Source organism: Actinoplanes sp. NPDC023801 (assembly GCF_040639655.1).
In the GTDB taxonomy this organism is placed as follows: domain Bacteria; phylum Actinomycetota; class Actinomycetes; order Mycobacteriales; family Micromonosporaceae; genus Actinoplanes.
On sequence record NZ_JBFAAI010000019.1, the window covers coordinates 16,937 to 37,225 of the forward strand.

General features: G+C 68.3%; 13 protein-coding genes. 10 read left to right on the top strand and 3 right to left on the bottom strand.

What is annotated here, in order from left to right; all coding sequences use genetic code 11:
• The first annotated feature begins 185 nt into the window (after positions 1–185).
• Complete coding sequence (locus AB0G04_RS29190; RefSeq protein WP_360988862.1) at positions 186–1,703, top strand: phospholipid carrier-dependent glycosyltransferase; 1,518 nt, start codon at positions 186–188, stop codon at positions 1,701–1,703.
• Positions 1,704–1,771: 68 nt separating this feature from the next.
• Here the strand turns inward: AB0G04_RS29190 and AB0G04_RS29195 are convergent, their stop codons facing one another.
• Complete coding sequence (locus tag AB0G04_RS29195; RefSeq protein ID WP_360988865.1) at positions 1,772–2,125, bottom strand: YciI family protein; 354 nt, start codon at positions 2,123–2,125, stop codon at positions 1,772–1,774.
• A gap of 432 nt (positions 2,126–2,557) precedes the next feature.
• Between AB0G04_RS29195 and AB0G04_RS29200 the strand changes: the two genes are divergently transcribed.
• From AB0G04_RS29200 to AB0G04_RS29235, 8 genes are all read left to right on the top strand, one after another.
• Entirely contained in the window at positions 2,558–3,559 is a 1,002-nt protein-coding gene (locus tag AB0G04_RS29200) for a LacI family DNA-binding transcriptional regulator (RefSeq protein ID WP_360988868.1), read from the top strand.
• Positions 3,560–3,872: 313 nt separating this feature from the next.
• Positions 3,873–5,252, top strand: a complete 1,380-nt coding sequence (locus tag AB0G04_RS29205) for a sugar ABC transporter substrate-binding protein (RefSeq protein WP_360988870.1) — start codon at positions 3,873–3,875, stop codon at positions 5,250–5,252.
• 2 nt (positions 5,253–5,254) lie between these two features.
• The gene (locus AB0G04_RS29210) at positions 5,255–6,199 is read left to right on the top strand and encodes a sugar ABC transporter permease (RefSeq protein ID WP_360988873.1); all 945 of its coding nucleotides are present in this window, start codon (positions 5,255–5,257) and stop codon (positions 6,197–6,199) included.
• A gap of 5 nt (positions 6,200–6,204) precedes the next feature.
• A complete protein-coding gene (locus AB0G04_RS29215) occupies positions 6,205–7,077 on the top strand; it encodes a carbohydrate ABC transporter permease (protein ID WP_360988876.1) in 873 nt (290 codons plus the stop codon).
• Positions 7,078–7,081: 4 nt separating this feature from the next.
• Positions 7,082–8,626, top strand: a complete 1,545-nt coding sequence (locus tag AB0G04_RS29220; protein ID WP_360988879.1) for an alpha-amylase family glycosyl hydrolase — start codon at positions 7,082–7,084, stop codon at positions 8,624–8,626.
• A gap of 87 nt (positions 8,627–8,713) precedes the next feature.
• On the top strand, positions 8,714–12,535 hold the full coding sequence (locus AB0G04_RS29225) for a discoidin domain-containing protein (RefSeq protein WP_360988882.1): 3,822 nt from the start codon (positions 8,714–8,716) through the stop codon (positions 12,533–12,535).
• 113 nt (positions 12,536–12,648) lie between these two features.
• On the top strand, positions 12,649–13,131 hold the full coding sequence (locus tag AB0G04_RS29230; RefSeq protein ID WP_360988885.1) for a YcxB family protein: 483 nt from the start codon (positions 12,649–12,651) through the stop codon (positions 13,129–13,131).
• Positions 13,132–13,231: 100 nt separating this feature from the next.
• Positions 13,232–14,002, top strand: coding sequence for a helix-hairpin-helix domain-containing protein (locus tag AB0G04_RS29235; protein ID WP_360988888.1), 771 nt, complete (start codon positions 13,232–13,234; stop codon positions 14,000–14,002).
• A 52-nt stretch (positions 14,003–14,054) separates the two neighbouring features.
• On the opposite strand, the gene AB0G04_RS29240 is transcribed toward AB0G04_RS29235, so the two are convergent.
• Together AB0G04_RS29240 and AB0G04_RS29245 are read right to left on the bottom strand one after the other, a co-directional pair.
• The gene (locus AB0G04_RS29240; protein WP_360988891.1) at positions 14,055–16,190 is read right to left on the bottom strand and encodes a bifunctional SulP family inorganic anion transporter/carbonic anhydrase; all 2,136 of its coding nucleotides are present in this window, start codon (positions 16,188–16,190) and stop codon (positions 14,055–14,057) included.
• A gap of 245 nt (positions 16,191–16,435) precedes the next feature.
• Positions 16,436–17,506, bottom strand: a complete 1,071-nt coding sequence (locus AB0G04_RS29245) for an NAD-dependent epimerase/dehydratase family protein (RefSeq protein WP_360988893.1) — start codon at positions 17,504–17,506, stop codon at positions 16,436–16,438.
• Positions 17,507–17,698: 192 nt separating this feature from the next.
• Between AB0G04_RS29245 and AB0G04_RS29250 the strand changes: the two genes are divergently transcribed.
• Positions 17,699–20,278 carry a carboxylate--amine ligase/circularly permuted type 2 ATP-grasp protein gene (locus AB0G04_RS29250; RefSeq protein WP_360988896.1) on the top strand — a complete coding sequence of 860 codons (2,580 nt, stop codon included), beginning with the start codon at positions 17,699–17,701 and terminating at the stop codon, positions 20,276–20,278.
• Positions 20,279–20,289 lie beyond the last annotated feature (11 nt).

Consider the following 20,289-nt stretch of genomic DNA (forward strand, 5'->3'; position numbering starts at 1 on the left):
CGCCGCTTCGACGACCTGGCCGACAGGCCATGACACCGGCGGCTGCCGGCCACATCGCGGGCCCGGCCGGGCACGACGGCGCACGCAGGCGCTTCACCCGAAGTTAATCCGGCGATCCCTTTCGGAGAGCCTTCGCGTTCGCTGTGCCCGGTTGGATTGCCCGGTCTCGATGAGGATCGGGAGCAATGGGACGGGGGACCCCAGCACATGACCACCGCCAGCTCGACCGGACCACGATGATCCGGCGCCACCTGCCGCTGCTGCTGGTTCTCGGCGTCGCCATCGGAGTGCGTGCCTGGTTCACGGCCGCGTACCCGTATGCCTTCTTCTTCCCCGACACCATGCTGTACGTGCGTGACTCGCTCGCGATGGTGCCGAACGACATCCGGCCGGCCGGCTACTCGCTTCTGATCAAACCGCTCGCCGGCGGCCCGTACCAGCTGATCGCGGTGTTTCAGCATGTGATCGGGGCGGCCCTGATCGTCGGCGGCTACGCGTTCCTGGTCAGGCGGGGTGCGAAGCCGTGGCTCGCGGCGCTGGCCATGGTCCCGCTCGCTGTCGACGCCCGGCAGCTCACCCTGGAGCATTACATCCTGGCCGAGACGGCGTACGTGGCGCTGACCGTGGCCGGTTTCATCGTCCTGGCCTGGCGGGACCGTCTCGGGCCGGTGGCGGCCGCGGCGGGTGGCGTGCTGCTGGGCTTCGCCGCGCTGACCCGTTCGGTCGGGCTGCCGATCCTCGCGCTGGCCGGCGTCTACCTGCTGGCGCGGCGGGCCGGCTGGCGGCAGGTGGTGGCCTTCGCGCTGCCCGTGGCGGCGCTGCTCGGTGGATATCAGGTCTTCTACGAACGGCATCACGGCGTGTACGCCTTCACGCAGAACCAGGGCCGGTTCCTGTACGCACGCGTCATGCCGGTGGCGGACTGCTCCCAACTGGAACTGACCGTCAAACAGCGCACACTGTGTGATCCGAACCCGCCGGCGAACTTCGAGCACCGCCCGGACCGCTATATCTGGAGCGACCACAGCCCGGCGTACCGGCTGTACCGCGGCGTCGGCAACGACGAGTTCCTGAACGAGTTCGCCACCACGGTGATCAAGCAGCGCCCGGGCGCCTATCTGGCCATGGTCGCCGAGGAGGCGAGCTGGCATTTCTGGTTCCGCCCGCCGCTGGTGAAGGACTCGGCGTGCCTGGCGAGGACATGGCTGCCGCCGGAGCGGCCGGGCTATCAGTGTCAGCCGTTCTACTACGTGCCGGTGAGCGAGATCGGTAAGCATCCGGCCGTGGGCCCGCTGCCCGCGACTGCCGCGACGGAGCGAGTTCACGCGTACGGGCGGATCGTCACGACGCCCGGCCCGCTCTACGCCGTCGGCGTGCTGATGGCCCTGGCCGCCGCGTTCTGGCGCCCGCGGGGACGATCGTGGCGGCCTGCCGCCGACGCGGTGCTGTTCGTCGCGGCCGGTGTCGGTCTGATGCTCGTGAGCGTCGCGACCAGCATGTACGAGCAGCGGTACGCGGTGCCCGCGGTCGTCCTGGTCCCGGTCGGCATGGCCCTCGCCTGGATCCGGTTGCGCCCCGCAACGAAAACAACCGGCCCCACCGATGCAACCGAACCGGCGAGAGCAACCGGCCCCACCGCGGCGCACGAACCCGCCAAAGCAACCGGCCTTACCGATGCGACAGAACCCGCGAAAGCCGGGTGAGCAGGGAGTCTTCCCCGAGACGACCGGCTCTCCCGGCTGACGACCTGATCCCCGCGACTGCTTCAGATCTAGCGGATCATTTCCGGGCGTAGTTCGACGCGGTCGCCGATGGCGGCGATGCCCGGCCAGCCGGACGCGACCGCAACGGCCTCGTCCAGGTCGTCGACGTCGAGCAGGATGAAGCCGCCGACCACCTCTTTGAGTTCGACGTACGGTCCGTCGGTGACCTGCGGTGTGCCGTCCTGGCCGGCGCCGATGGTTTTCGCCCCGCTGGACGGTCCTAGTTCGGCGCCACCCTGAACGATCTTCCCGGCGTCGAACCACTTCTGCCACCAGGTGCCGACCTCCTCCATCAGGCCGGGGGCCAGATCCGGATCGAACCACTTGGACTCCTCGCCCAGCAGGATCATGACGTAGCGCATCGGTGTGCTCCCTCGTTTCGACAACGTTCGTTCAAACCACTGACGATCGGGGCGCCCGCCGAATCGACATCGAGCACCGATCGTCCCGCAACCGGCGGGAGGACACCCGCCCGAGAAACGACGAACCAGCAGACGGCTGCGAGAAGACCGGCGGCAGCAGACCCCGCGAAAAGATGAGCGAACGAACCAGCGCCAGGAAACCCGGCGGAACAGACCGGTGGAGGCGGATCGGTCCGAGGACCGCTCGCAAGCAGATGGAAGAGTTGCGTCGCGCTGAGCGACGTCTTAACCGATTCATAGCCGGACCGACGGCCACTGCCTGTGAAATATGCTCGAGGAGAGCGTCGAGGCGCATCGACGATCCGCAAGGGTACGCAAAACGCGGACCGACTGCGGTTCTGTTCTTGCAATAATCTGACGTAGGATTCCGCTGTGACCAAACGACTTGCCGAGGTGGCGAAGAAGGCCGGAGTCAGCGAGGCGACCGTCAGCCGGGTGCTCAACGGGCGCAGCGGCGTCTCGGAGGCCACCCGCACGTCGGTGCTCACCGCTCTCGACGTCCTGGGCTATGAACGGCCGACGAAACTGCGCGGTGAGCGTGCCCGGCTCGTCGGCCTGGTGCTGCCCGAGCTGCAGAACCCGATCTTCCCGGCGCTGGCCGAGGTGGTGACCAGCTCGCTCGCCCAGCGCGGTTTCACCCCGGCGCTGTGCGCGCGGACGATAGGCGGTGTGCCGGAGTCCGACTATGTCGAGATGCTGCTGGACCACCAGGTGTCCGGGGTGATCTTCGCGGGCGGGTCCTATGCGCTCACCGACGCGTCGCACGAGCACTACCGGCGGCTCACCGAGCGCGGGCTGCCGGTGGTGCTGGTCAACGCCGGCGTCGACGAGCTGGGCTTCCCCCGGGTGTCGACCGATGACGCGGTCGCCGTCGAGCAGGCGTACGGGCATCTGCGATCGCTGGGGCACGAGCGGATCGGCATGGTCCTCGGGCCGGAGGGGCACGTCCCGTCGCGCCGCAAGCTGAACGCTCTGCTGCAGGTCACCGGCTCGACGGAGGCCCAGAAGTGGGTGGAGCGGTCGAGTTTTTCGATGGAGGGCGCCCGGGTCGCGGCGACGAAGCTCGTGGAGCGCGGGGTGACCGGCATCATCTGCGCCAGCGATGTGCTGGCGCTCGGTGCGATCCGGGCGGCGCGCCGGCTGGGCCGGGCGGTGCCCGGTGACGTCTCGGTGGTGGGCTTCGACGATTCGGCGTTCATGACCTGCACCGACCCGCCGCTGACGACGGTGCGGCAGCCGATCGAGATGATGGGGCAGGCCGCGGTGGATCTGCTGGTGAGCCAGATCGACGAGGCCCGCGAGTTCTCCGACGAGCTGCTGTTCGAGCCGGAGCTGGTGGTCCGAGGATCAACAGGGCCCGTGCGCCGGGACTGATCGACCGACGAGCAAGCCTGAAGCAGTCAGCTGACGGCCGCGCCGGGAGTAATCGACTGACGGCCAACAAGCCGCCGACCACTTGGTCGGCGGCTTTTTTGCGTACAGAAGCGGATGAAGTGACCGCAAGCAAAGGCCTGCCGCAAGAAAGTCGTGTTTTTTCAGCGCCCGATCGAAACCTTGCGGCAACATGCGCGCCTCGTTACAGTGACTCCACTCACTGCGGGGGACAGTCCACACCGAACTCGCCGTAGTGACGACAACGCATCTCACCGATGGCCATGGATAGACCCGTTCCCGAAGGGATGGACAGATGTCCGTACCGCAGTACCGGAAGGTTGCGGCGTTCGCGCTCGTGGCCGGCCTGGGACTCAGCCTGACGGCGTGTTCCACCAAGAGCGACGACGGCGGCACCGACGCGGCCGGCAAGGTCACCATCACGGTCGACTGCCAGCCCGTGGCCGCCCAGAAGGAACTGCTCGACAACTGGAACGCGGATGTCACCGAGTTCCAGAAGCAGAACCCGAACATCGTGATCAAGAGCATCAGCGTCGGCCAGCAGTGCAACAATCCGCCGGACTTCACCGCGCGTCTGGCGGGTGGCACCACCACCGACGTCTTCTACGGATACATGACCGACCTCCAGCAGGTGCTGGACTCGGGTCAGGCGATGGACATCACCCAGTACGTCAACAAGAACACCGTTTCCACCTGGGACAGCGTCGACCCGGCGCTCAAGGAGGTGTTCACCGACGGCGGGAAGCTCTACGGCGTCCCGGTGAAGAACTACTCGATGGGCCTGGTCTACAACAAGGCCCTGTTCGCCAAGGCCGGCCTGGACGTCGACAACCCGCCGAAGACCTGGCCCGAGGTCCGGGAGGCGGCCAAGAAGATCACCGCCGCCGACAAGAGCGTGGCCGGTTACGCCGAGTACAGCGCCGGCAACACCGGTGGCTGGCACTTCACCTCGCTGCTCTACTCGCAGGGCGGCCGGGTCCTCTCCGAGGACGGCAAGAAGGCCGCGTTCAACACCGCCGAGGGCAAGCAGGTCCTGCAGAACCTCAAGGACATGCGGTACGGCGACAACACCATGGGCAGCCGCCAGCTCCTGCAGTGGGGCGACCTGCTGACCAACGCCGCCGCCGGCAAGGTCGGCATGTTCATCGGCGCGCCGGACACCACCCAGGCGATCGTCAGCCAGTTCAAGGGCAAGTTCGAGGACTGGGCGGTGGCTCCGCTGCCGGGTCAGACCGACCTGGCGAAGGGCACCCTCGGCGGTGGTGAGGGCTACTTCTTCAAGAAGGACCTCAGCAAGGAGCAGGTCGAGGCCGGTCTGAAGTGGATCGCCTACCAGAAGCTCACCCCGGGCAAGGGCCAGTTCGACTACGTACGGGCCAAGCCGCAGAACTACCCGGTCGGCCTGCCTCAGCCGCTGCTGTTCGCGAACGGCAGCGAGGCGCAGAAGCAGGAGTTCGAACTGCGCAAGGCGAACGCCAACGTGCCGGTCGAGAACTTCGCGCTCTTCGAGAACAAGCAGCTGCCGATCGTCGGTGAGCCGCGTGACGCCCAGGCGATCTACGCGATCCTCGACTCGGCGATGTCGGGTGTCCTGACCGACCCGAACGCGAACGTGGACACGCTGCTGAAGACCGCTGAGGAGAAGGTCAACCAGCTGCTGGCAGCGGGTTCCTGACGATGCCCACCGCGACCGCCACCGCTCCGGCTCAGGCCGGGGCGGTGGCCCCCGCCCCGCCGGGGATCACGAAGAAGCGCCGCAAGCTCCAGGACAACCTGACTGGGCACGCGTTTCTGATCGGGGCGATCCTCTGCTTCGGCCTGTTCATGTGGTTCCCGATGATCCGCGGCATCGTGATGAGTTTCCAGCGCACCCGCCGCGGGGTGACCACCTGGGTGGGCTGGGACAACTACGTCCGGATCATCGAGGATCCGAGCTTCTGGGTCGCCTGGAAGAACACCTTCTACTTCACCGGGCTAGCGCTGATCCTCGGTTTCGTGGCGCCGTTCTTCGTCGCGATCCTGCTCAACGAGTTCCGCCACGCCAAGGGTTACCTGCGCATCCTGGTCTACCTGCCGGTCATGCTGCCGCCGGCGTCGGCGCTGTACCTGTTCAAGTACTACGCGTACGACCCGAGTGAAGCGGGCCTGTTCAACGCGATCCTGGCGTTCTTCAATCTTCCGACGTCGGAGTGGATGCAGTCACCGACGATGACCATGCCGGCCATGGTGATCGCCTCGACCTGGATGAACATGGGCGGCGCGGTCCTGATCTACCTGGCGGCACTGCAGAACATCCCCGGCGACCTGTACGAGGCGGCCGAGCTGGACGGGGCCGGCCTCGCCAAGCGGATCTGGCACGTGACGATCCCGCAGACCCGGCTCATCCTGGCGCTGCTGGCGATGATGCAGATCGTCGCGACCATGCAGTTGTTCATCGAGCCGCTGATCCTGGCCAACGGCGCCGGTACGCAGGACTCGGCCACCTCGGTCGCGTACCTGATCTACCAGCACGGGTTCTTCCAGAACGATCTCAACGGCGCGGCCGCGCTCGGCGTGATCATGTTGCTGGTGCTGGCCGCCTTCTCCGCCGTCTACCTGCGGCTGAGCACGAAACAGGACTAGAAACCATGTCTCGAACCCTCATCTCGCACGCTCAGCTGCGGCGCGGGCGCGGCCGGTTCCTCTACTGGGCGCTGCTCGGCATCATCGTCACGGCCTTCACGCTGATCTTCATCGGACCGCTGTACTGGATGGTCACCGGCGCTCTCAAATCGGGCCAGGAGCTCGCGCAGACCCCGCCCACGCTGTTCCCGCGGGATCCGGAGTTCACCAACTACATCGACGCGTGGAACAACCTGAACCTGGCGAAGCTGCTCTTCAACACCATCTACTACGCGGCCGGCGCGGTGGTGTTCCAGCTGGTTCTGGACACCGCGGCGGCGTACGCCCTCTCCAAACTCCGCCCGATCTTCGGCAACGTGATCCTGGGCGCGATGCTGGCGACCCTGATGATCCCGGCCATGGTGCTGATCGTCCCGCAGTACCAGACGGTGATCAGCCTGCCGGTCCTGGACATCAGCCTGCTCGACTCGCCGTTCGCGATCTGGCTGCCGATGGTCGCCAACGCGTTCAACATCTTCCTGCTCAAGCGGTTCTTCGACTCGATCCCGGAAGAGATCATGTCGGCCGCCTTCATGGACGGTGCGTCGCCGCTGCGGACCCTCTGGTCGATCCTGCTGCCGATGTCCCGTCCGATCCTCGGCGTGGTGTCGATCTTCGCGGTGACGGCGGTCTGGAAGGACTTCCTCTGGCCGCTGCTGGTCATGCCGAGCCAGGAGACCCGCACGGTCAGCGTCGGCATCTACGCCTTCGCTGCCGGCACACCGCAGAACGTGGTGGTCGCCGCTTCGGTGATCGCCGCGGTGCCGACCGTGATCATCTTCCTGATCTTCCAGCGCAACATCATGTCCGGCCTGACCACAGGCAGCCTCAAGGGATAGCGGGATGACAATGCAGTGGTGGCGTGACGCGGTGATCTATCAGGTCTATCCGCGCAGTTTCGCCGATGGCGACGGTGACGGGGTCGGTGACATCGCCGGCATCCGCGCCCGGCTCGGCCACCTGAGAGATCTCGGCGTCGACGCGATCTGGATGAGCCCGTGGTACCCGTCGCCGATGGCCGACGCCGGTTACGACGTGTCCGACTTCCGCGACATCGACCCGGTCTTCGGCACGCTCGGTGAGGCGGAGGCGCTGATCGCGGAGGCGCACGAGGCGGGCATCCGGATCATCATCGACATCGTCCCGAACCACATCTCCAGCGAGCACCCCTGGTTCAAGGCGGCCCTGGAAAGCGAAACGGCGCCGGAACGCGATTACTTTTGGTTTCGTAAAAGCCAAAATATGCCCACAAATTGGATTGGGGAATTCGGCGGAACGGCGTGGACCAAGATCGGCGAAGACACCTGGTACCTGCACCTGTTCACGCCGGAACAACCCGACCTCAACTGGGAACACCCCGAGGTGCAGCGGGAATTCGAGAGCATTCTGCGGTTCTGGTTCGATCGCGGCGCGGACGGCATCCGGATCGACTCGGCGGCCCTGCTGTTCAAGGACACCGCACTGCCCGAGGTGGTGGACGGCGAACCGCACCCGTTCCACGACCTGGACGCGGTGCACGACGTCTACCGGTCCTGGCGGCGGATCGCCGAGGAGTACGAGGACCGGGCGCTGATCGGCGAGGTGTGGATGCCGGACGTCGAGCGGTTCACCAACTACCTGCGTCCGGACGAGCTGCACGCGGCGTTCAACTTCGACTTCCTCGGGTGCGCCTGGGACCCGTACCTGATGCGCTCCTGCATCCAACGCACCCTTGACGCGCACGCCCGGGTCGGCGCACCGCCCACCTGGGTCCTCTCGAACCACGACGTGACCCGGCACGTCACCCGGTACGGCCGCACCGACACCACGTTCAGCTTCGAGAACAACCTCGACGGCACCCCGGTCGACCTGGAGCTCGGCACCCGGCGGGCCCGGGCGGCCGCGCTGCTCACCCTCTCGCTGCCCGGTTCGGCCTACATCTACCAGGGCGAGGAACTGGGTCTCTGGGAGAACGAGAACATCGAACCGAATCAAATTCAGGATCCGATGTACGCCCGTCGCGGTCACACTCGCGACGGCTGCCGGGTACCGCTGCCGTGGTCCGGCGACGAACCACCCTACGGATTCACCGCGGGCACCCCGTGGCTTCCCCAGCCCGCCGAGTGGAAGGACCGGACCGTCCAGGCGCAGACCGGTGATCCCACCTCGATGCTCGAGCTGTACCGCTCGGCGATCGGCCTGCGCGTCTTCAAGGATCAGGCGTTCGCCTGGCTCGACCGCGGCGAGGGCGTGCTCGCCTGGACCCGCGGGACGGACTTCGCCTGCGTGCTCAACCTCTCCGAAGCACCGGTCCCCCTGCCGGAGCACCGGGACATCCTGCTCGCCAGCAGCCCGCTCGACGGTGACCTTCTCCCATCGGACACCGCCGTGTGGCTTCGCCTCCGGTAGCACCTCAACGTCCGGGTGGGCCGAACCCACCGAAGCGGCCCGCCCGGCGATCCCCCCACCTCTCATGGAAGAAAGGTGCGCTCCCGCATGTCCAGACTGTCCCGAAGAATACTTGCCACGGTGGCCTCCGCCGCCGTCGTGGCCGCCATCGTGCACGCCCCGCCCGCTCTCGCCGCCGGACCCAACCTGGCCGCCGGCAAGACGTTCAGCGCCAGCAGCTTCACCGACGTCTACCCGGCCGGCAACGCCGGTGACGGCAACGCCAACACGTACTGGGAGAGCAACAACAACGCGTTCCCGCAGTGGCTGCAGGTCGACCTCGGCACCGCCACCCAGGTCAACCAGGCGATCCTCAAGCTGCCGCCGGCCACCGCCTGGAACACCCGCACGCAGACCCTGTCGATCCAGGCCAGCACCGACGGCACGTCGTTCAGCGTTCTCAAGGCGAGCGCCGGATACAGCTTCAACCCGTCGTCGGGCAACGCGGTGACCATCGACTTCACCGCCACGAGCGCCCGCTTCGTCCGGGTCAACCTCACCGGCAACACGGCCTGGCCGGCCGGTCAGCTGTCCGAGCTCGAGGTCTACGGCCCGGTCGGCGGGGACAGCCAGGCACCCGGCGCTCCCGGCAACCTGGCGTACACCCAGCCGGCAAGCGGGCAGGTCCGCCTGACCTGGAACGCGTCGACCGACAACGTGGGCGTCACCGGGTACGACGTCTACGCCAACGGCCAGCTGCGCAGCTCGGTGGCCGGCAACGTGCTGACGTTCACCGACAACCAGCCCGACTCGGCGACCGTGCAGTACTGGGTGCGGGCCAAGGACGCGGTCGGCAACGTGTCGGCGAACAGCAACACGGTGACCCGCACCGGCGCGACCGGGGACACGAGCGCGCCGACCACGCCGGGCACCCTGTCCTACACGTCGGCGAGCGGGCAGATCCGTCTGGCGTGGGGCGCGTCCACCGACAACGTGGGCGTGACCGGCTACAACGTGTACGCCAACGGCTCGCTCAAGACGACCGTGACCGGTCTGGCGTACACCGACAGCCAGCCGGACTCGGCGACCGTCTCGTACTACGTCAAGGCGCGTGACGCGGCCGGCAACGAGTCGGCCGCCTCGAACACGGTCACCCGGACCGGCACCCAGCAGCCGGGCGGCAACATCGCGGTCGGCAAGCCGATCGAGGCGTCCTCGGTGATCCACACCTTCGTGGCCGCGAACGCGAACGACAACGACACCGCCACCTACTGGGAGGGCAGCGCGTACCCGGCGAACCTGACCGTCAAGCTGGGTTCCAACGCCTCCGTCTCGTCGGTGGTCGTCAAGCTGAACCCGGCGTCCGCGTGGGGTGCCCGCCAGCAGACGTTCTCGGTCCTCGGCCGCGAGCAGTCGTCGTCGTCCTTCACCACCCTGGCCGGCTCCGCGACGTACAGCTTCAATCCGGCCAGCGGCAACACGGTGACGATCCCGGTCTCCGCCACCGCCGCGGACGTCCGGTTGTCGTTCACCGCCAACACCGGCGCACCGAGCGGCCAGGTCGCCGAGTTCCAGGTCATCGGCTCCCCGGCGCCGAACCCGGACCTCACGGTCACCGGCCTCACGGCCTCCCCGGCCTCGCCGGTCGAGACCGACGCGATCACGCTGTCCGCCACCGTCCGCAACGCGGGCACGGCCTCCTCCCCCGCTTCCAACGTCAACCTCTACCTGGGTACGACCAGAGTCGGCACCGCCACGGTCGGCGCCCTCGCGGCCGGCGCCTCCGTCTCGGTGAGCGCGAACATCGGCGCGCGGAACGCGGGCACCTACCAGCTCCGCGCAGTCGTCGACGAGGCGAACACGGTCATCGAGACCAACGACGCCAACAACTCCTACAACAGCCCGAACAACCTGGCCGTCGCGCCGGTGAGCAGCTCCGACCTGGTCGCGTCGGCGGTCTCCTGGTCGCCGGGCAACCCGGCCGCCGGCAACACGGTCACCTTCTCGGCGACCCTGCGCAACCAGGGCACCGCGGCCAGCGGCAGCGGCGCGCACGGTGTCACCGTGACGATCCTGAACGGCTCGACCGTCGTCCGGACGTTCACCGGGTCGTGGACCGGCACCCTCGCCGCCGGTGCCTCGTCGCCGTCGATCAATCTGGGCACCTGGACCGCGGCCAACGGCAAGTACACGGTCCGCACGGTGGTCGCGAACGACACCAACGAACTGCCGGTCAAGCAGGCCAACAACACCAGCGAGAAGCCGTTCTTCGTGGGTCGTGGCGCCAACATGCCGTACGACATGCTGGAGGCCGAGGACGGGCAGACCGGTGGCGGCGCGCAGGTCGTCGGACCGAACCGGATCGTCGGCGACCTGGCCGGTGAGGCGTCCGGCCGTAAGGCGGTCACGCTGAACCAGACCGGCTCCTACGTCCAGTGGACCACCCGGGCCGCCACCAACACGGTGGTCGCGCGGTTCTCCATCCCGGACGGCACGAACAGCTCGATCAACGTGTACGTCAACGGCAGCCTCAACAAGACCCTGCCGCTGACCTCCCGTTTTGCCTGGCTCTACGGTAATGAAACGAACCCGCAGAACTCGGGCACGGGCCCGCGCCACATCTACGACGAAGCCAACATCATGCTGACCGGATCGTTCCCGGCGGGCAGCACGATCAAGCTTCAGAAGGACGCGGCCAACTCGGGCAACATCGCGATCGACTTCATCAACACCGAGCAGGTCGCGCCGGTGGCCAACCCCGACCCGTCGCGATACGTCGTACCGGCCGGTTTTGATCAGCAGTCAGTGCAGAACGCGCTCGACACCGCCCGCCAGGACAGCACCAAGATCGGTGTCTACCTGCCGGCCGGCGACTACCAGACGTCGAACAAGTTCCAGGTGTACGGCAAGAAGCTCAACGTCATCGGCGCGGGCCCCTGGTACACCCGCTTCCACACACCGTCCACCCAGTCCGAGACGGACGCCGGCTTCCGGGCCGACGCCACCGCCAACGGCTCGACGTTCGCGAACTTCGCGTTCTTCGGCAACTACACGATCCGCATCGACGGCCCCGGCAAGGTGTTCGACCTCGCCAACGTCGCCGACATCACGATCGACAACATCTGGGCCGAACACACGGTGTGCCTGTACTGGGGCGCCAACACCGACCGCATGAAGATCACCAACTCGCGGATCCGGAACATGTTCGCCGACGGCGTGAACATGACCAACGGCAGCACCGACAACCTGGTCGACAACAACGACGCCCGGGCCACCGGTGACGACAGCTTCGCGCTGTTCTCCGCCATCGACGCCGGCGGGGCCGACGAGATCAACAACGTCTACTCGAACCTGTCCACCACCCTGACCTGGCGCGCCGCGGGCATCGCGGTCTACGGCGGGTACGCCAACACGTTCAGGAACATCTACATCGCGGACACCCTGGTCTACTCGGGCATCACCATCAGCTCGCTCGACTTCGGGTACCCGATGAACGGTTTCGGCAAGACACCGCCGACCGTGTTCGAGAACATCTCGATCGTCCGCGCCGGCGGCCACTTCTGGGGCAGCCAGGTGTTCCCGGCGATCTGGGTCTTCTCGGCGTCCAAGGTGTTCCAGGGCATCCGGGTGAACAATGTCGACATCGTCGACCCCACGTACTCGGGCATCATGTTCCAGACCAACTACGTGGGCGGCCAGCCGCAGAACCCGATCACGGACACCGTCTTCACCAACGTGTCGATCACCGGCGCGCAGCGGAGCGGTGACCAGTTCGACGCCAAGTCCGGCTACGCGGTCTGGGCCAACCCGATGCCGGAAACCGGCCAGGGCCCCGCGGTCGGCTCGGTGACCTTCAACAACCTGCAGCTCAGCAACAACTATCGGGACATCGAGAACCCGACCAGCACGTTCACCATCATCCGCAACTAGAGGCCGCTGTGCCGGGTCCGGACGCCACGACGCCCGGACCCGGCACACCGAGCCGCACGGGGATGAGCGTGCCCGCGCCACGACCGGCGCGGGCACGCTCGTACGATCCATCGGTGCACATCGAGTTCACCCACGCCCGGACCCCGGAATACTTCCGCCGCCGGTTCGCCGCCGGTGCCCAGCGCGCGGCCGCCCCGTACACCACGATCGCCGCCGTTCTCGGCTTCGCCGCCGTGATCGTCATCCTCGGCGGTGAGGCCACCCCCACCAGCCTGCTGATCGGCGTCCCGCTGCTCGTGGCGGCCGCCCTCCTCATCGCCGTCGCCTGGTGGCGCTGGAAACGGGAGGTCACCGTGCGGGACGGGTGGCTCAGCCCGCGGACCTGGCGCCTCACCAACGAGTCGTTCCGCTCCTCCACCGACGAGACGACCGTCGAAGCCGCGTGGTCGGAGTTCCGTTCGTTCCTCGTACAGGACGACGCCTACATCCTCCACCTGTCCACCGGCAAGGTGTACGACATCCCGCGCGAGCCGCTGACCCCGGAGCAGGACGCTGAACTCGTCGCCTTCTTCCGCACCGGCCCGGCCACCCCCTAGATCGTCCACACCGGCCCGGCCACCCCACAGATCTCCCGCCCCAGACTGGTCACCCCATGGGCGGACGCACCGGCTTGAACACCGGGCATACCGTCGAAGCATGCAGCCCGATCCGCGATACCCCGCCGGATGGCGGCGCGAGCTTCCGCCCCAGACCGGGTGGTGGTTCCTGATCCCGATGTTCACCTGTGGCTACGGCACCCCGGTGATGGTCCTCATCGCCGGCGTCAAATTGCGATCCCGCCTCCAGAAAGTCCTCGCCGCCCTCTACGCCGCCGCAATCGTCACCACCATCGCGCTCGCCGCGGCGACCGACAACAGCCCCGGCCCGGACGACGACGCCGGTAGCTCTCTGAGCACGCTGATCTTCCTGCTGGTGTGGCTGGTCGGCACGATCCACGTGGCCGTCCTGCAGAACCGGGTCAGGGAACGCTGGTTCCAGCAGGCCGCGGCCCGCAGCGGGTACACCGGCCCCCCGCCGGGCCTGACCCACTACCCGCCGCCGGCCTGGCACCACGGAACCGGCGTCGACCCGGCGCTGGCCGCGGCACAGTGGCGGGCCGCCCGCCGCCAGGAGGCCCGCCAGTTGCAGACCACCCAGCCGGCACTCGCCTCCGAACTGATGGTCGGCCGCCCCGACCTGCCCGGACGCCAGTACGACGACGGCGGCCTGATCGACGTCAACCACGTGTCCGCCGAATGGCTGCAGCGGTACCTCACCATCGAACGCCCGCTTGCCGACCGGATCGTCGAGGCCCGCGAACGCCACAACGGTTTCACCACCCCCGAAGAACTCGTGGTCTACTGCGACGGCCTCACCCCGGCCAAACTCGAACTGTTCCGCGACCGCCTCCTCTTCATCCCACGCTGATCACCGCCGCGCAGCAACAGCCACGCTGTACTGGCTGGCGCACACCGTCGTCTCAAGGGCGCTGAGACAGCGGTACGGCGGACACCGGGTGGGCTTGGCCGACGATCGGGTCGACCTCGTACATCCGGGCCTCGGCCAGGTCGAAGTACATGCCGGTGACACGCAGGCCACCGGCGGCCTCGGCGGCGCGGACCGCCGGGTAGGTGCGCAGGTTGGCGAGCTGCTGCACCACGTTGTCGGTACAGCAGCGTTCCTCGTCGGAGCGGTCGGTGAACGGTACGCCGGAAAGCCCCAGCCAGTCGCCGAGTGCCGAACCGGAGCTGGCGGCGTCGCTCATCAGCGCCCGCACGGCTCCGCAGCCCGAATGGCCGCACACGGTGATCGTGGTGACGCCGAGGATGTCCACGGCGTACTCGACCGCCGCGCCGACCGAGGTGTCGCCCGAGTCGTACCGAGGGACGATGTTGCCGATGTTGCGGACGCAGAACAGGTCGCCCGGACCGCTGCCGGTGATCAGGTTGGGAACCACCCGGGAGTCGGCGCAGGTGATGAAGAGCTGCTGCGGGCGCTGCCCGTCCCGCGCCAGATCGGCCAGGTGCGGCCGGACCAGCGGGGCGACGCTGCGCTCGAACTCGGCGATCCCGGCCGCCATCGCGTCGCGCCGCTGCTGGTCCATGTTCTGCCACCGCGACCAGGACCCGAGCACCCGCGGCGTACGCTTCCCGCCGCCCAGCCGGCCCGAGGTGGCCTGGTGGAACCAGGAGTCGTGCACCTCGCGGATCCGGACCGTGCCACCGGCCCGCTCGTAACCGGAGCGCCAGTCCCGGATCGTCTCGAACGCCCCGTGGTCCAGGTAGTCGAGGTGCAGTTCGACATCGACGACGGCTCCGGGCGGAAGGGCGCCGAGCTCCCGGCTGAGCCGGGCCGACTCGACGAACGACAGGGTGCCGTTGATGGTGACCGACCATTCGCCGGGCGAACGTTCGACGCGGCGGATCTCGGAGCGGGTGAGCCGCCACAGGATGAGCACCGCCGCGGTGATCATGCCGAGGGCCACGCCCGTCAGCAGGTCGGTGAAGACCACCCCGAGCGCGGTGACCAGGTAGGTCGGCAGTTCCCGGTGCCGTGCGTAGGTCCGGATCTGAGCCAGGTCGACAAGCCGCAACCCGACCACGATGAGTACGGCAGCCAGCACCGCCATCGGGATCGTCTCCAGCAGGTCGGCGAAGAGCAGCACGAACGCCGCGATCCACAGGCCGTGCATGATCGCCGATGCGCGGGTACGGGCCCCGGCCGCGACGTTGGTGGAACTGCGCACGATGACACCGGTGACGGGCAACCCGCCGAGCAGGCCGGAGGCGGTGTTCGCGGCCCCCTGGGCGACCAGCTCCCGGTTCAGGTTGGCCCGCGGCCCGTCGTGCAGGCGGTCCACCGCGACAGCCGACAGGAGCGATTCGACGCTGGCGACGATCGCGATGGTCAGGACCGCGACGACGATCTCGCGGGCCGGCGCGTCCGGCCAGACCGGGCGGATCAGACCGGTGAGCGGTTCGTCGGGCAGGCTGACCCGGTCCACGTCGGCGCCCGTACCGGCGGCCAGCGCGGTCATCGACACCACCGCCACCAGGGCCGCCGGCAGGAGTGAGATCCGGACCAGGCGGGGCCAGAGCAGCAGGATCGCCACGGTCAGGACCCCGAGAACCGCTGCGGCGCCGTGGTGGCTGGCGAGCTGGCCGGGCAGGTCGATCAGATTACGCCAAGCCGAGCTCTGCGGGGCTCCGCCGAGCATCACGTGAACCTGGCTGAGCGCGATGACCAGCCCGATTCCGGCAAGCATGCCGTGCACGACGGCCGGGGACAGCGCCAGGGCGGCGCGGCCCAGGCGGGAGGCGCCGAGCACGATCTGGACCAGGCCGGCGACGGCGACGACGGCGGCGGTACCGGCGAAGCCGAAATCGGCGACGGTGCCGGCGACGATCACGGTGAGGCCTGCGGCGGGGCCGCTGACCTGTAACGGGGCGCCGCCGAGGGCGCCCGCGACGATGCCGCCGACGACTGCGGCGACCAGTCCTGCGAGTAGTGGTGCACCCGAGGCCGCGGCGATGCCGAGCGACAGCGGGATGGCGATCAGGAACACGACGATGGACGCCGGCAAGTCCCGGCGCATGAACTGCGTCAAGTCGGACATTTCGGCAATGTACCCAATTTTGGTTAACGGGTGATTACGTAAACGCCCCTTACAGAGAAGACACAGCAACCCCGCAACCGACTCCCACCCCCGTACGACAGCCGCCACAACGCCCCAAGCCTCCAGCCGCACACCACCGCTGCCTCAGCAGCGCTGAGACAGCGGTGAGAGCCAGCCGGGTCTTCAAGGCCGGCTGGAGTGGGGGTTGCTTGCTGGTGGGTCTGAGCTGATCGTCCGGCGAGCGGTCAGGCCTTCCAGACTTCCTGGTTGGCCTCGTAGATCTCGCGCAGGATGGCCGGCACGTCGTAGGTCAGCTTCCACTCCGGGTAGTGCTGCTCGAACCGGCCGGTGCCACTGATCCACCACTGGTGGTCGCCCATCCGGTTCTGGTCGATGTACTCGGTCCGGGCCTCGAGCCCGGTGATCTCCGACGCGATCTTGAATGCTTCGATGTGCGAGCAGTTGGAGAACCGGCCGCCGCCCATGTTGTAGATCTCGGCGATCCGCGGAGCCTTGTGGAAGGCCTCGAACGCGGTGATCAGGTCGTGCGAGTGGATGGCGTCGCGGACCATCTTGCCCTTGTAGCCGAAGATCTTGTAGGTCCGCTGTTCCATGACGCAGCGCATCACGTACGCCAGGAAGCCGTGCAGCTCGGCCGCCGAGTGGCCCGGGCCGGTCAGCGTGCCGCCACGGAACACCGCGGTCGGCATGTCGAAGTAGCGGCCGTACTCCTGCACCATGATGTCGGCGGCCACCTTGGAGGCGCCGAAGACCGAGTGCATGCTGCTGTCGATCGACATCGTCTCGTCGATGCCGCCGTACCACTTGTGGTCCTCGGGCAGTTCCCACCGGGTGTCCAGCTCGACCAGCGGCAGGGAGTTCGGCGTGTCGCCGTACACCTTGTTGGTCGAGGTGAAGATGAACGGGGCGTCCTTGGCGTGCCGGCGGGTGGCCTCGAGCATGTTGATGGTGCCGACCGCGTTCACGTCGAAGTCGGTGAACGGCTCGCGGGCCGCCCAGTCGTGGCTGGGCTGCGCGGCGGCGTGAATCACCAGGCCGATGTTCGCGCCCAGCCCGGCGAAGAGCTTGTCGAGACCCTCGCGGTCCCGGATGTCGATGTTGTGGTGCGTGTAGCGGTCACCGACCTCCTTGACGAGCCGCTGCAGGTTCCACTTGGTGGAACCGTCGGCGCCGAAGAAGTAGCCGCGCATGTCGTTGTCGACCCCGACCACGTCCATGCCCAGGCCGGCGAAGTGCCGGACCGCCTCCGAGCCGATCAGGCCGGCGGAACCGGTGATTACGACGACGCTGCTCATTCCAGACCTCCGGGTGTCGGGCGCCACCGGGCGAGAGTACCGGTGAGCTGGAGCAGTCTGACCGTCCGGGCCGCGGTGTCGTGATCGTCATGCTTGACGGTGGCACGAAATGGGCACGTCACGGATTCGCCACATCCGATGGGAAAGCTCCGACGGATACGGCGGGTTGATGACGAACGCAAGGGGCGGTCCATGACGGAGTCACTACAGGCTGAACACCATCTCACCCACGGGCCGGCCGCCCTGACCCTCGGCGTGGAGGAGGAACTGCACGTCGTCGATCTCGGGACGCGCGAGCTCGTACCGCGGGCTCCGGAGATCCTGGACCGGCTGGATGCGGCACATTTCTCCGCCGAGCTGCACCGATCGGTCGTGGAGACCAACACTCCGGTGAGCGGAACGCTCGACGAGCTGCGCACCGGTGTCGCGGAGCGGCGCCGGGAGGCGATCCAGGTGGGCGAGGCGCTCGGGCTGGGCCTGGTCGCGGCGGGCACCGTCCCGCTGGTCGACCTGGACGCGCTGCCGGTCACCCCGACCTCCCGCTACCAGCGGATGCTGCACGAGTACCAGATGCTCGTCCGGGAGCAGCTGATCTGCGGCACCCAGGTGCATGTCGGCGTGCCCGACCGCGACGAGGCCGTCTCGGTCGCCCAGCGGGTGAGCCCGGTGCTGCCGGTGCTGCTGGCGCTCTCCACCAGCTCGCCCTACTGGCTCGGTGAGGACTCCGGGTACGCGAGCGTCCGTTCTCTGGTGTGGATGCGCTGGCCGACCGCCGGCGACAGCGGCCGGCTGCACTCGGCCCAGGAGCACGAGGACCTGGTCAGTGATCTGATCGCGTCCGGCACGATCAGCGACCCGAAGATGGTCTACTTCGATGTACGGCCGTCGGCGCACGTACCGACCGTGGAGCTGCGGGTCACCGACGCCAGCCCGGATGTCGAGACGGTCGTCCTGCTGGCCGGGATCTTCCGGGCCCTGGTGCTGCGGGCGCAGCGTGAATACCGGGCCGGGCTGCCCCTGCCCTCGCTGCGGCCGCCGCTGCACCGCGCGGCGATGTGGCGGGCCGCCCGCTCGGGGCTGGAGGGTGACCTGCTCGACCTGCCCCGTTCGCCCGTTCCGGTGCCGGCCGCCGTCGCCGTCGAGCGCCTGGTGGGCGAGCTGCGGCCGCAACTGGAGGAGCTGGGCGACTGGGACCAGGTGTTCGACCTGACCCTGCGGGCGCTGAGCCGGGGCAGTTCGGCTGCCCGGCAGCGGCGGGCGCTGGCCCGGCGCGGGCGCCTGTCCGACGTGGTCGACATGCTGGTGGCGGACACCCGTGGCGGGGCCACCGAGGCGACCGCGGCCGGGGCTCCGGCGCCGGCGCTGATCGAGGCGTACGTGGCCGACGGTGACGAGGCCTTCCCGAGCGGGCGGGTCGATCCGGCGTACGCGGGGATCCTGCCGGTCCTGACCTCGCTCGGCGCGAACGGTCTGCGGCAGCGCGAGGACCACCGTGACGACGAGCAGCGGGCCCGCGGCATCACGTTCAGCGTCGCCGGGGAGGCCGCGACCAGGCTGTTCCCGTTCGACCTGGTACCCCGGATCGTCCCGGCCGACGACTGGGCCGGGCTGAGCAGCGGGCTGATCCAGCGGGTGCGGGCGCTCAACGCGTTTCTCGGTGACATCTACGGCGAGCGACAGGTGGTGGCCGACGGGATCGTCCCGGAATGGGTGATCAACGGATCCCCGGAGCTGCGGGCGAGTGGCGCACTCATCGAGCGGCCCGCGGTGCGTACCCAGGTGGCCGGGGTCGATCTGGTCCGTGACGGCGCCGGGAAGTGGTGTGTCCTGGAGGACAACCTGCGGGTGCCGTCCGGGATCGCCTACGCCATGCAGAACCGCCGGCTCACCTGGAGCGTGCTGCCCGAACTGCCCCGGCCGGCCTCGCTGATCTCGGTCGAGGAGACGCCGAAGCTGCTCAAGCGGGCCCTGCTGGAAGCGGCCGGTCCGGCGGCCGGTGACGATCCGGCGCTTGTGGTGCTCAGCCAGGGACCGGACGATTCGGCGTGGTTCGAGCACCGGATGCTCGCTGAGGCGATGGACGTGCCGGTCGTCCGCAGCACCGAACTGTTCGTCGACGAGGGCCGGGTGTGGCGCCTGAGCAACGGCCACCGCCACCGGGTGGACGTCATCTACCTGCGGATGGGTGAGGACAGCCTGGTCCACTCCCCCGGCGCGGACGGCATGCCGCTCGGCCCGAGCCTGGTGGCGGCGCTGCACGCGGACAGTGTGGTGCTTGCGAACGCGCTCGGCAACGGCATCGCCGACGACAAGGCGGTGTACGCCTACGTGCCCCGCCTCATCGAGTACTACCTGAACGAGAAGCCACTGCTCGCGGACGTGCCCACCTATCTGTGCGGCATCGCCGAGCAGCGGACCGAGGTGCTGGGCCGCCTCGACGAGCTGGTCTGCAAGCCGGTCGACGGCTACGGCGGCGACCGGATCGTGATCGGCCCGCACGCCACCGCCGAGGAGCTGTCGGCGCTGCGCCGGCAGATCCGGGCCGCGCCGCACCGATGGGTTGCCCAGGAGGTGGTGAACCTGTCCACCCATCCGGTCTTCGACGGGCACCGCCTCGCCCCCCGGCACGTCGACCTGCGCGCGTTCGTCTTCACCGGCCGGGAGTCGGTGGTCGCCCCGGCCGCACTGACCCGGGTGGCACCGGCCGGCAGCATGATCGTCAACTCGTCACGGGGCGGCGGCTCGAAGGACACCTGGTTGCTGGGTCAATAGGGAGGATTTGT